Here is a 12,785-nt window from a genome sequence, read left to right on the forward strand (position 1 = left end):
CTTCCGAGTGCCGATATCCGTTTGTGGCCACCCCTCGCCCCCGGGCTATCTTCAGCCCCATGAGCTACCGCGACCTCGCCACGCGCCCCGTCCTGACCTGGGCGCTCGTCGCCGTCGGGGCGCGCGCTCCGGTCGCGATGGCGCCGCTGGCCGTCGTCTTCATGGTCCGCGACCGGCCCGGCGGGTACACCCTCGGCGCGGTGCTCGCCGCCGCCTACGTACTCGGCGAGATCGTCGGCGCCCCCCTGCTCGGCATGCGGCTGCGCGCCGAGCGGGCGCGGCCGCACCTGGCGGCGGGGCTCGCGGGCGGGGCGGTGGGGTTCGCCGCGCTCGGCCTCGCCCACGACGCGCACCCGGTGGTGCTCGGCGCCGCCGCGTTCGTCGCCGGGGCGGCGCCCGCCGCGACCTCCGGGGGACTGCGCGCGATGCTCGCCTCGCTCGTACCCGAAAAGGCGGTCCAACAGGCGGTCAGCGGTGAGTCGATGCTGATATTCGGCATCTGGTCGGTGACCCCGGCTGTCACCACCTGGCTGGCGCTGAGCGTGCGCCCCTACCTTCCGATGCTGCTCGCGGCCGGGCTGATGGCCGCCGCCGTCGCCGGCCTTTGGGCGCTGCCGCCGGGCTGGAAGGCCGACACCGCCGACCGGGGCGGCGAGCCGATGCGCCGGGTGCTGTGGCGGGCCTGGCCGGTGTACGTGACCGGCGCGGCCGGCATCTCCCTGCTCGCCCTGGCCGAACTCGTCCTGCCCGCCCTGCTGGAGCAGCGCGGCATCGCGCTCGGCTGGGCGGGCCCGCTGCTCGCCGGGTTCTCGGCCGGGTCGGCGGCGGGCGCGTTCGTGTACGGGCTGCGTTCGTGGCCCGGCGCCCTGCGCGCGCAGAGCCTGGTGCTCCTGCTCGCGGTCTCGGGGTGCGTGGCGCTCGTCGCGCTGCTGCCGGGCGCGGTGTGGCTCGCGGTGTTCCTGGTGCTCGCGGGCGTCCTGCAGGCCGGGGCGATGCTCACCCGCAACCTGCTGCTGCGCGAGGTGCTGCCGCCGAGCGCGCTGACCGCCGGGTACTCGGTGATGTACGCGGCCGTGGGCGCCGGTTACGCGGTCACCGGCACCCTCTCCGGCGTCCTGCTGCGCTCGGTGGCCCCCTCGACGGCGATCCTGGCCGGGGTCGGCCTCACGCTGCTGCTGACGGTGGTCGGGGTGCTGCGGGAACCGACGCGCGACCGCTCAGCCGCCCGAGGCCTTGGTTCCGGCGGCGCGGAAGGTGCGCCGGTAGACGGTCGGCGGGACCCCGAGCGCAGCCTGTAGGTGCTGGCGCAGCGAGGTCGCCGTACCGAATCCGGCATCGCGGGCGATCCGGTCCACGGACAGGTCGCTCGACTCCAGCAGGTGCCGGGCGCGCTCCACGCGCTGCTGGGTGAGCCACTGCCCGGGGCTGAGCCCCGTCTCCTCGCGGAACCGGCGCGTGAACGTCCGTACGGACATCGCCTCCTGCTCCGCCATGTCCCGCAGCTGGATCGGCTCGTCGAGCCGCCCGAGCGCCCAGGCGCGCGCGGCCGTGGTGGTGGCCGACTGCGGTGCGGGGAGCGGCCGTTCGATGAACTGGGCCTGTCCGCCCTCGCGGTGCGGCGGCACCACGGTCCGCCGCGCCACGTCGTTGGCGACCGCCGCCCCGTGGTCGCGCCGCACCAGGTGCAGGCACAGATCGATCCCGGCGGCGACCCCGGCCGAGGTCAGCACGTCCCCGTCGTCGACGAACAGCACGTCCGGGTCGACGGCGACGGACGGGAAGAGCCGCTGGAAGTGCTCGGCGTGCCACCAGTGGGTGGTGGCGGGCCGCCCGTCGAGGTACCCGGCGGCGGCCAGCACGTAGCTGCCGGTGCAGATGGAGACCATGCGCGTACCGGGCCGTACGTACGCGAAGGCCCGCGCGAGCTCGTCCGTGAGCACGCCCTCCTCGTACACCGGCCCCAGCTCGTGCGAGGCGGGCACGACCACGGTGTCGGCGAGGGCCAGCGCCTCGGGCCCGTTCTCCACGAGCACGGCGAAGTCGGCGTCGGTCTGCACGGGCCCGGGCGGCCGCACCGAGCAGGTGGTCACGGAGTACAGCGCCTCCCGCCCCTCGCCCGCGCTCCGCGCCCGCCCGAAGATCCGCTGCGGTATGCCGAGCTCGAAGGGGAGCAGGCCGTCGAGGGCGAGGACGACGACGCGGTGCGGCGGGGGCGTGGTCATGGGGCGAGTGTACGTGGCCCGATCTCTGCGGACCATGCTGGTCAGGCCATCGCTACTGCGGCTGTCCCGGCTCCTCCTGCCGGGCCGCCGCGTCGAGGATCTCGTCGACGGTGACGACGATGATCCGGTCCCGCTCGGCCGGGCCGAGCGCGGGCGGCAGCGCGTCGTCCCGGACCAGCCGGTCCTGCACGTGCCGCACGGTCACCTCGCGCCGGGGCGCGGCCGCCCTGCTCTTCAGATCGTTGTAGACCGTCCAGGCCAGCGTCCCGATGCTCACGATGAGCGCGCCGAGGGAGTTGAGGTCGGTGTACTGGTCGGGCCGGGCGGCGGCGCCGCGTGCGTACAGCGCGGCCTCCACGTCGTCGGGGAGCCCGGGATAGGTCTGCGGGGCGAGCCGCCGGGCGGCGGCGCGGACACCGAGCTCGACGGGGTCGGTGGTCGGGTCGGCCATGGGTGGGAGCCCTCCTGGGGGTCGGTTTCAGTCGGTGGCGGGTGGGGGCGTGAGGACGTACTGGCGTACGGCGGTGGGGAGCGGGGTGCCGGTGACGGACTGCCAGGTCCGCTCCAGGGCGGGCATGCCCAGCAATTCGGTCATCAGCCGCAGGCGCCAAGGGCCCTGACCGGTCTCGGGGTGCGGGACCTCCTCGAACTGCGACACGCATCTGACGGTCCACTCCAGGGCCTCGTCCGGCCGGTTCAGCTCCGCGGCCAGGAGGCCGAGCTGCCCGTACGTCACGGCCATGCCCGGCCGGTCGTCGAGGTCCTCCTTGATGGCGAGGGACTTGCGGAACCACTCCTCGGCCTCGGTCAGCCGTTTCCGGTGCTGGGCGGTGATCCCCAGTGCGTGGTAGCTGCTGGCCATGCCGGGCCGGTTGCCGAGGTCTTCCTTGATGGCGAGGGACTTGCGGTACCACTCCTCGGCCGTGGCCAGTTCGCCCTTCAAGTGGTGGACGGCGCCGAGCTGCTGGTATCCGATGGCGATGGCCGTCCGGTCGCCGAGGGCCTCCTCGATGGCGAGGGACTTGTGGTACCACTCCTCGGCCTCCTCCAGGCGCCCCTGGAGTTGGTTGACGACGCCGAGCTGGTGGTAACTGCCCGCCATTCCCGGCTGGTTGGCCAGGTCCTCTTCGATGGCGAGGGACTTGTGGTACCACTCCTCGGCCTTGGCGAGCCGTCCTTGCAGCTGGTTGACGACGCCGAGCTGGTGGTAGCTGCTGGCCATCCCGGGGCGGTTGCCCAGGTTCTCCTCGATGGTGAGGGACTTGTGGTAGAGCTCCTCGGTCTCGTCCAGGCGCCCGCGGTGCTGGGCGACCATGCCCAGTGCGTGGTAGCTGCGGGCCATACCGGACTGGTTGCCGAGGTCCTCCTTGATGGCGAGGGACTTGTGGTACCACTCCTCGGCCTTGGTCATCCGGCCCCGCAGCTGGCTGACGATGCCGAGCTGGTGGTAGCTGCTGGCCATGCCGGTCCGGTTGCCGAGGCCCTCCTCGATGGCGAGGGACTTGTGGTACCACTCCTCGGCCTCCTCCAGTCGGCCGCGGTGCTGGGCGACCATGCCGATCTGGTGGTAGCCGGTGGCGATGTTCTTGCGCTGCGCGGGGGTGTCGGGGCCGGCCAGCAGGGCTTGGAGATGCGAGCGGTAGGTGCTTTCGGCCAGGTCGAGCCGGCCGGCCACGAGCTCCCGGTTGGCCTGCGACCCGGTGGCGTACGCCCAGAGGGCTCCGGCCGGAGTGCTCAGGTCGGGCGCGGTGCCGCCCGGCCCCTCCGCGGCCAGCCTCATCCGGGCGGTCCAGCCGCGGGCCTCCTCGCCCAGACCCCGCATGTCCCAGTAGGAGTCCAGGAGTTGGGCGATGAGCTGTGCGTGCTCCCACATGCGCTGGTCGAGGGCGGCGCCGAGCATGCTCCCCAGCATCCGGCGGTGGGCGGTGATCAGCACCATGGCGAGCTGGGCCTGCTCACCGGCCAGCTGCTCGCTGAGCCAGAAGCTGAAGGAGACGTGCGCGTCCATGAGGACGCGGACGGAGGCCGTGCGCTGCTCGCCGTACGCGTCGCCCGCCTGGGACTTCCAGTGGTTGGCCAGATAGGCCGGCAGCGCCGGATGGATGCGGTACATCCCGGACCACAGGGGTGTCAGCAGGCCCAGGGCCGACGCCCGGCCGAGCAGCTGCCCCCAGTACTCGGCGGTGCGGCCGCGGAACGGCTCGGGCACCCCGTTCATGACCGACAGGACCCCGAGCACGCTCGCGTCCGCCACCCCGTGCAGCAGGCTCAGCACGGTCATCGCCCGCTGGTCCTCCGGCGGCAGGTGATCGAAGGAGTACGCGATGCTCGCCGCCAGCGAAGTCGTGCGGCCGCCGTTGCCGTTCCCCGGCAGCGCCTTGATGCCCCGCAGCCCGTCCAGCAGGTCCTGCGCGCTCGTGGTGTCCAGGTGCGGCAGCACGAGCCGCATGCTCAGCGGATGGCCGTCCAGCCACTGCATCACCTCGCCGAACGCGCGCGACTCGCGGGCCCCGCGCGTGTGCGGATACGGGGCGAGGAGCTGCTCCGCGTACTGGGTGGCCTCCTCGGTGTCCAGGCCGTCGACCCGGATGCGGCGGACGTTCTCGCCCAGCCAGTCCTCGTCGGAGCGGCTGGTGATGACGACCGAGGCGCGGCTGTCACGGGCGAGCCGGGACAGGAAGGCGCGCATCTCGCCCTGCTCCCGCTCCGGCAGCGGCGGCGTGGCCTGCCCCGGGTCCGGCATGGCCCGTACGGATTCGAAGTTGTCCCACAGCAGCAGGACGCGCCGGGTCCTCAGGGCCCGCTCGACCGCCTCCTGGCGCTGGGCGGCGTCAAGCAGGACGAACTGCGTGTCGAACTTCTCGCCGAAGACGCGGCGCCCGATCGCGTTGACGACGCCGTCGAGGCCGAACGAGGCCACGCCGGGCTCGAACGAGTGCCAGATCACCCACTCCGGCTCGTCGACCGCGCCCGTGTCGCGGCACCAGCGGCCGAACGCCTTCGCCAGCTCCGTCTTGCCGGTCCCGCCGGGGCCGTGCAGGACCACGACGCGCTGGAGCCGGGCGGCGACGTCCAGCCGGTAGAACAGCGCGTCGCGGCCGATGAACTCGCCCTCCGCGGCGAGCTCCTGGCCCGGTCCGGCCTCCTGGGCGCCTTCGGGGCGGCGGCGGATCGCGTCGAGGATGCCGTCCAGGGACTCCGCCGACTCGCGCTCGGTGCGCAGCCCCGGGAAGCGCACCTCGCTGCGGGTGTAGAAGACCGGCACCATCCAGTCGTCCAGCGGCAGCATCCCCTTGAGGGAGGGCCGTTCGTCGTTGAGGGCGAGCCGTCGGCGCCCCGCCGCGACCGCCCAGGCCATGCGGTCGCCCGCGAACAGCCGCTCGTAGAAGGCGGCCATGAACTCGGCCGCGGCCACCGCGTACACGCTGTACGCCATCGCCACCACCGAGGCCACGCCCTCCTGCATCAGCCGGGTCGCCACCGCCGCCTCGACCTGGGAGCCGACGACCGCCGACTGGCAGGCGTTGAGGACCGCCACCGGCACCCGCGCCCCGGCGAGGACCTGGGCCACCCGGCCCGCGGGCACCAGGTCGCTGCCGCCGCCGGTCTTCTCGAACGCCAGCATCCCCTGCGGGCCCGACTGCTGGAACATCATCGGGCCCCAGCCGCCGGAGGCCGGTGGCGGGCCGAACACGCCGTGGCCGTCGAAGTGCACCACCTGGAACGGCTCGCCGTCCTCGCGGGCCCGCGTCAGCACCTCCTCCAGGCGTTTGAGCGTCGGCGGCCGCAGCACCACCAGCTCCACGCTCCCGCGCACCGCCTCCAGTCGGCGCAGCAGCGGCCGGGCGATCATCTGGTAGCCGACGTCCGCCTCGCCGTCCGGCCGGGAGATCACCATCAGCACCCGCAGACGCGAGCCCGGAACGGTGAACACGTGCCGGGTGTCGGCGGTCTGGAGGCTGCGGGAGACCGCGACCTGGTCGAGTGCGATCGGGACCGGGCGCGCCGGGTCGGCCATCAGCTCCCACGGCAGGCCGAGGCGTTCCGCGGAGCCCGACCGCAGCACGATCTCCAGCTGCCCGCCCCGCGTCCGCGCCTCCGTGTACGCCTTCTTCGCCTCGGCCGTGGCGAACAGCGCCGCGAAGATCCGGGCACCCCACTCGGGCAACCGCTCCGCCACCCGCGGCCCGCGCTGCTCGTACACCCCGAACGGCATCCGCAGATACTGCTCCAGATACCACCGCAGGTCCGCCATCTCCTGCTCGTCCAGCGGCCACACCAGCTCGACCGGCTCCCCGGCCGGTCCGGGGGAGTGCTCCGCGGCGGGCCAGGACGACACCTGCACCCGGCCGTCGTCCCGCAAGTCCACCAGCAGCCGTTCGGTAAGCGGCTCGGTCATGGCCCACCCTCCATGATCACCACGAGTGGGTCCCCGGCCACTCAATGTGAGTGCGAGGATAGACAATCCGGCCTCGGCCCGTGGCCCGAACCCGATGGCCGGACCCCCGGCCGTTACCCGGCCGGATCCCTCGCCGCCCGTGTGGCCCGATCCCTGCGAACCATGGCTATCCAGCCACTCGTACGGACCGGGCCGCCCCGCGAGGCTGTGGGCATGTCCCAGACAACCGATGCCGTCGCCCCGGACGGGCAGCGGGCCGCCCCCTCCCCGCGGCCCCGGCCCGCCCGCCGCTTCCACCGCGCCTGGTTCGTCGCCGCCGTCACCTTCGTGACGATCATCGGCGCGGCCGCCTTCCGGTCGCTGCCGGGGCTGCTCATCGATCCGCTGCACGACGAGTTCGGCTGGTCGCGCGGCACGATCGGGTCGGCGGTCTCGCTGAACCTCGCGCTGTACGGGCTCACCGCGCCCTTCGCCGCCGCGCTGATGGACCGGTTCGGCATCCGCCGGGTGGTGGCCGTCGCGCTGACGGTGATCGCGGCCGGGGCCGGGCTCACCGTCTTCATGGACTCCGCCTGGCAGCTGATGCTCTGCTGGGGCCTGCTCGTGGGGCTCGGCAGCGGGTCGATGGCGCTGGCGTTCGCCGCGACCGTCACCAACCGCTGGTTCACCGAGCGGCGCGGCCTGGTCACCGGTATCCTTACCGCCGCGTCCGCCTCCGGGCAGCTGATCTTCCTGCCGGTCCTGTCGTGGCTGGTGGAGCACCACGGCTGGCGCCCGGCCGCTGTCACGGTCGCGCTCGCGGCCCTCGCGGTGGTGCCGTTCGTGTGGCTGCTCCTGCGCGACCACCCGGCGGACGTGGGGCTCGCCCCGTACGGTTCCGATACGTACGTCGAGAAGCCCGCGCCCGTCCCCGGCGCGGCCGCCCGCGCGCTGAAGGTGCTCGTCTCGGCCGTCCGCACCGGACCGTTCTGGCTGCTCGCGGGCACCTTCGCGATCTGCGGCGCGTCCACCAACGGCCTCATCCAGACGCACTTCGTGCCCGCCGCGCACGACCACGGCATGCCGGTGACGGCCGCCGCCGGACTGCTCGCCGTCATCGGCGTCTTCGACGTGGCCGGCACGATCTTCTCCGGCTGGCTCACCGACCGCTTCGAGTCCCGGCGCCTGCTCGCCACGTACTACGCGCTGCGCGGCATCTCGCTCCTGTTCCTGCCGATGCTGCTCGCGCCCTCGATCCATCCGCCGATGCTGTTCTTCATCGTCTTCTACGGCCTGGACTGGGTCGCCACCGTCCCGCCGACGCTGGCGCTCTGCCGGGAGCACTACGGCGAGGACAGCGCCATCGTCTTCGGCTGGGTGCTCGCCTCCCACCAGGTCGGCGCGGCCGTCGTCGCCTTCCTCGGCGGCCTCGCGCGCGACGCCTTCGGCTCGTACGACATGGTCTGGTACGGCTCGGGCGCGCTGTGCGCGGTGGCCGCGCTGATGGCCCTGGTGATCCGCCGCCCCGGCGGCGGCGTCAGGACCGCGGCTCCGGCGGAACCCGCGGCCGCGTGAGGCCCTCTTCCTATGGAGGGGGCAAATGATGAAGTCGAGGAACGTGGCGGTGGCGGGGCTGCTCTGCGCCGTGCTGGCGGGATGCGGGACCGAGAAGGCGGGAGGCGCGGCGGGCGAGGGGCGGCCCTCGCCGCCGCCGTCACTGGCCGCCGAGAAGCAGCCGTGCTCGCCGGACGAGACGACGCAGGACGCGCCGTCGGGCGGGGGCGTGGACGAGACGTCGGAGGAGGCGTCGGCGCGGGCGTCGGCCCGGACCACCGACGAGACGACCGACGAGACGTCGGGCCCGGGCGCTGACGAGACGACCGACGACGGTGCCGGTTCCTCCGAGCCGCCGACGGACGAGACCACCGACGAGGGCTCCGGCAGCGCCGAGCCGCCCACCGACGAGGACACCGGCGCCCCGCAGCCGCCCACCGACGACACCACCGACGACGACGCCGGTGACCCCGGGCCGCCCACCGAAGGCACCGCCCCGCCCTGTCTGCCCGCCGGGTGGTTCGACATGACCCAGGAGTTCACCGACTACTACGCCAAACACCTCACCAAGGCCGACGACGGCATGTGGCCCTTCCTGGTGGCCGCCAGGCTCCGGCAGGAGGGCGAGTCCGTCAGGGCGCTCGTGACCGTGAACTTCATCCCGTCCGGCGGCAGCGACCACGAAGGCCGCCGGATCGCGGAGGTGTTCGCCGCGTGGCGCCACGAGGCGTACGGCGACAAGGGGAAGCTGCGGATCGAGACCCGCAGCGGCGGCGAGGTCGTCGAGCGGCCCTGGTGAACGAGGGCGCCGCCGTCAGCGGGCGAACGCGGGCGTCGCCGTCACCCGGTGGATGTCGGCGTCGCCGTCAGCCCGTGAACCGTCCGAACCGCCCCCGGTGGAACAGCAGCGGATCCCCCTCCGCCGCCCCGCCGAGCGCCTCCACCCGGCCCACCACGATCAGGTGGTCCCCGCCCGTGTGGACGTTCTGGATGCGGCAGTCCACCCAGGCCGGTACGCCGTCCAGGCGCGGGGAGCCGGTCACGGGGGCCGCGTCGTAGGACACCCCGGCGAACTTGTCGGCGCCGCTCACCGCGAACGCCCGGCACAGCGGCCCCTGTTCGGCCCCCAGGATGTTGACGCAGAACGTGCCCGCGCGGGCGATGCGCGGCCAGGTCGTCGACGTACGGCCCACCATGAAGACCACCAGCGGCGGGTCGAGGGAGAGGGAGGCGAAGGACTGGCAGGCGAAGCCGGTCGGGCCGGCCTCGTCCCGGGCCGTGACGACCGTGACGCCGGTGGCGAAGTGGCCGAGGACACCGCGGAACTCGGCGGGGTCGACGGGCAGCCGCTCGTCGTCCCGTACTGCCCGTAAGTCGGGCCTGGGCAGTGCTTCGACGGGCTCGGCGGGGGCGGTGGCCGCCGCGCCGACGGACCGCAGGTATCGGACGACGGTCGCCGCCATCCCTTCGTGTCCCATCATGCTCTCCATTGAAACTGACGGAGCGTCAGATCGGAACCCTCAAGGGACCTGCAAACCTGACCTGCAAACCCGGCCCGCGAACCCCTACAACCCCCGGTACTTCGGTGTCCTGCGCTCCACGAAGCTCGCCACGCCCTCCTGTGCGTCCCGTGTGGTCATGTTGATCTCCTGGGCCGCCGCCTCCGCCGCGAACGCGGTCGTACGGTCGGTGTCCAGGGACGCGTTCACCAGCTGCTTGGCGAGGGCGAGCGAGCGGGTCGGGCCCGCCGCCAGCCGCTCCGCCCACTCCCGGGCCACGGCGGGCAGTTCGGCGTCCGGCACCACCCGGTTGACCAGGCCCAGGCGCTCGGCGTCCGCCGCCGCCACCGCGTCCCCGAAGAACATCAGCTCCTTGGCGCGCTGCGGCCCCACGAGCCTGGGCAGCAGATACGCGCCCCCGCCGTCCGGGACGAGCCCGCGCCGGACGAACACCTCGATGAACCGGGCCGACTCGGCGGCCAGCACCAGGTCGCAGGCGAACGCCAGATGCGCGCCGATGCCCGCCGCCGTGCCGTTGACGGCCGCGATCACCGGCTTCTCGCAGTCGAGCACGGATGAGACGAGCCGCTGGGCGCCGAGGCGGATGGTGCGGGCCACGTCGCCGGCGACCCGTTCACCGGCCACCGCCCCGCCCCTGAGGTCGGCGCCCGCGCAGAAGCCCTTCCCGGTCGCGGTGATCACGACCGCACGTACGGCCGGGTCGGCGCTCGCCGCGTCGAGGAGCGAGATGATCCGCTCCCGCTGCTCCCAGGTCACCGCGTTCATGGCCTCGGGCCGGTCGAGCGTGATCCACGAGACCCCGCTGTCAGTGGTGTGGCGTACGGTCTCCGCAGGGGGACGGAGTCCCCCGGAAGCGGCAGAGTTCATGAGCACACCACCAGCGCATCAAGCGCCACCGCGCCCTGTCCGCGCGGCAGCACCATCAGCGGGTTGATGTCCAGCTCCGCCAGCTCGCCGCCGAGTTCGAGGGCCATCCGCTGCACCCGCAGCACCACCTCCACCAGCGCGTCCACGTCGACCGGCGGCCCGCCCCGTACGCCTTCGAGGAGGGCCCGGCCGCGCAGCTCGCCGAGCATGTCGCGGGCCTGCTCCTCGCCGAACGGCGGTACGCGCACGGCCGCGTCGCCCAGGACCTCCACCAGGACCCCGCCCAGGCCCACGGTCACGGTCGGCCCGAAGAGCGCGTCGTGGGTGACGCCGACGACCATCTCCACACCCCGCGCGACCATCTGGCACACCAGCACGCCGTCCAGCTCGACGCCCTCGTACCGGGCGATGTCGGTGAGCTCGCGGTAGGCGTCCCGCACCTGGCTCGCCGAGGTCAACCCGACCTTGACCAGGCCGAGTTCGGTCTTGTGGGCGAGCCGGGTGCCCGACGCCTTCATCACCACCGGGTAGCCGACCTGGCCCGCCGCCCGCACGGCCGCGGCCGCGCTGGTCACCAGCTGCTCGCGCGGCACCCGGATCCCGTACGCCCGCAGCAGCTGCTTCGCCGCGTGCTCGCTCAGCTGCCGGCCCGGCCGCATCAGCGCCTGGGCCTTGCGGAACGACGGCGAGGGCACGCGCGGCGCCTCGTCGAAGGGCGAGCGGTAGGAGGAGGTGAACCGGTGGTGGGCGAGGTGGGCGCGGACCGCGCCTATGCAGTTGGCGAAGGTACGGAAGGTGGCGACCCGGGAGGAGCCGAGCAGCGTCTCGCGGTAGGCGGCCTCGGTGCCCACCGGCGAGCCCCACACCACGCACACCAGCTTGTCGGTGTGCTCCGCCGCCTCCACCAGGTCGCGCGCCAGCCTGTCGCTCATCGGCGGGAACGGCCCGGTGATGGGGCAGATCAGGACGCCGACGGCGGGGTCGGCGAGGATGGCGTCGATGATCTTCCGCCCGCGCCAGTCGCCCACCGGGTGACCGCCGTTGTCGACCGGGTTGGCCACGTTCAGGTACGGCGGTATCCACTCGTGCAGCTCGGCCTGCTTGGCGGCACAGAGCGTTGGCAGGGTGAGCCCGGCCGCCGTCGCCAGGTCCGCGAAGTGGGCGCCGGTGCCGCCCGAGATCGAGTAGACGACGACCCCGTCGGCGACCGGCGGGCGGGCCCGTGCCAGCAGGGCCGAGGTGTCCTGGAGCTCGTCGAGCCCGTCGACGCGGATCACTCCGTACTGCCGCATCGCCGCGTCGACCACCTGGTCCGCGCCGGTCAGCTTGCCGGTGTGGGAGGCGGCGGTGCGCGCCCCGGTCTCGGTGCGGCCGACCTTGACCGCCACCACGGGCACCCGCGCCCGCGCCGCCCGGTCGGCGGCGAGCAGGAAGGAGCGTCCGTCCTTGAGCCCTTCGAGATAGCAGGCGACGGCCCCGACCCCGGGGCGCTCGGCGAAGTACGAGATGAAGTCGGCGGCTTCGAGGTCGGCCTCGTTGCCGGTGGGCGCCCAGTGGGAGAGGCGCACCCCCAGCTCCTGGAGGGCGAACAGGGGGCGGCCCTGATGGCCGGACTGGGTGATCAGGGCGATCGCGGGCCCCTCCAGGTCGTCCCGGAAGCGCTCGAAGGCGTTGAGGTTGGTGTTGGGGCCGAGCAGCCGCACCCCCGAGCGCCGCACGGCGGCGGCGAGGCGCTCCTGCGCGGCGGCGCCGTCCTCGCCGGTCTCGGCGAACCCGGACGCGAAGGCGACCGCGAACTTCACCTTGGCCTCGGCCAGTTCGTCGATCAGCGGCAGCGGGTCGCCGACGAGCAGCACGGCCAGGTCCACCTGCTCGGGCAGGTCCGCGACGGACGCGGAGCAGGGCAGGCCGAAGACGGATGCGCGGGTGGGGTGCACGGGGTGGACGCGGGCGCCCACCCGCTCGGCCCAGGCGATGAGCTGGCGGGTGATCCCCGTGTTGGGGCGGCCCTCGGCGTCGGAGGCGCCGACGACGGCCAGCGACTCGGGCCGGAAGAACCGGTCGAGGTCGGGTACGGGCGCGTGCAGTGGCCGGCCGCTGACGTCCAGATCGCCCTCGGCGGCGGCCGTGCCGTGGACGGCGCCGGGCCGGGGCTGCTCGCCGCAGGCGACCACCCGTGCGCGGAAGTCGGTCGTGAGGGTGCCGTGAGTCGATCCAAGCATCGTTCCGCCCGCTCCTGGTCGA

At 73.6% G+C, this 12,785-nt stretch carries 9 protein-coding genes; 3 read left to right on the forward strand and 6 right to left on the reverse strand.

The window, feature by feature from the left end; all coding sequences use genetic code 11:
• Positions 1 to 59 precede the first annotated feature (59 nt).
• Positions 60 to 1,298 (forward strand): MFS transporter, encoded by a 1,239-nt coding sequence (locus QIY60_RS15485; RefSeq protein WP_283142974.1) that lies wholly within the window; start codon positions 60 to 62, stop codon positions 1,296 to 1,298.
• Here QIY60_RS15485 and QIY60_RS15490 read toward each other — a convergent pair.
• Genes QIY60_RS15490 through QIY60_RS15500 form a run of 3 tightly spaced genes read right to left on the reverse strand, consistent with a single transcriptional unit; the run spans position 1,218 to position 6,621 of the window.
• Positions 1,218 to 2,222, reverse strand: a complete 1,005-nt coding sequence (locus QIY60_RS15490) for a helix-turn-helix domain-containing protein (RefSeq protein WP_283142975.1) — start codon at positions 2,220 to 2,222, stop codon at positions 1,218 to 1,220. The two genes, QIY60_RS15485 and QIY60_RS15490, sit on opposite strands and share 81 nt — an antisense overlap.
• 52 nt (positions 2,223 to 2,274) lie before the next feature.
• Positions 2,275 to 2,673, reverse strand: coding sequence for a hypothetical protein (locus tag QIY60_RS15495; protein ID WP_283142976.1), 399 nt, complete (start codon positions 2,671 to 2,673; stop codon positions 2,275 to 2,277).
• Between the two features lie 27 nt (positions 2,674 to 2,700).
• Positions 2,701 to 6,621, reverse strand: coding sequence for a tetratricopeptide repeat protein (locus QIY60_RS15500; RefSeq protein ID WP_283142977.1), 3,921 nt, complete (start codon positions 6,619 to 6,621; stop codon positions 2,701 to 2,703).
• Between the two features lie 213 nt (positions 6,622 to 6,834).
• On the opposite strand from QIY60_RS15500, the gene QIY60_RS15505 reads away from it, so the two are divergent.
• Both QIY60_RS15505 and QIY60_RS15510 read left to right on the forward strand, forming a co-directional pair.
• Complete coding sequence (locus tag QIY60_RS15505; RefSeq protein ID WP_283142978.1) at positions 6,835 to 8,175, forward strand: MFS transporter; 1,341 nt, start codon at positions 6,835 to 6,837, stop codon at positions 8,173 to 8,175.
• 25 nt (positions 8,176 to 8,200) lie between these two features.
• Positions 8,201 to 8,953, forward strand: a complete 753-nt coding sequence (locus QIY60_RS15510; RefSeq protein WP_283142979.1) for a hypothetical protein — start codon at positions 8,201 to 8,203, stop codon at positions 8,951 to 8,953.
• Between the two features lie 67 nt (positions 8,954 to 9,020).
• Here QIY60_RS15510 and QIY60_RS15515 read toward each other — a convergent pair whose 3' ends face one another.
• The 3 genes from QIY60_RS15515 to QIY60_RS15525 form a co-directional block, all read right to left on the reverse strand.
• Positions 9,021 to 9,617 (reverse strand): flavin reductase family protein, encoded by a 597-nt coding sequence (locus QIY60_RS15515; RefSeq protein ID WP_283145941.1) that lies wholly within the window; start codon positions 9,615 to 9,617, stop codon positions 9,021 to 9,023.
• A gap of 102 nt (positions 9,618 to 9,719) precedes the next feature.
• Entirely contained in the window at positions 9,720 to 10,541 is an 822-nt protein-coding gene (locus QIY60_RS15520) for an enoyl-CoA hydratase-related protein (RefSeq protein WP_283142980.1), read from the reverse strand.
• Positions 10,538 to 12,763: an acetate--CoA ligase family protein gene (locus QIY60_RS15525; protein WP_283142981.1), complete on the reverse strand. Its 2,226-nt coding sequence runs from the start codon at positions 12,761 to 12,763 to the stop codon at positions 10,538 to 10,540. The genes QIY60_RS15520 and QIY60_RS15525 overlap by 4 nt, the downstream gene beginning before the upstream one ends.
• Between the last annotated feature and the right edge of the window lie 22 nt (positions 12,764 to 12,785).

Source organism: Streptomyces sp. BPTC-684, assembly GCF_030028635.1.
GTDB classification, from domain to species: domain Bacteria; phylum Actinomycetota; class Actinomycetes; order Streptomycetales; family Streptomycetaceae; genus Streptomyces; species Streptomyces noboritoensis.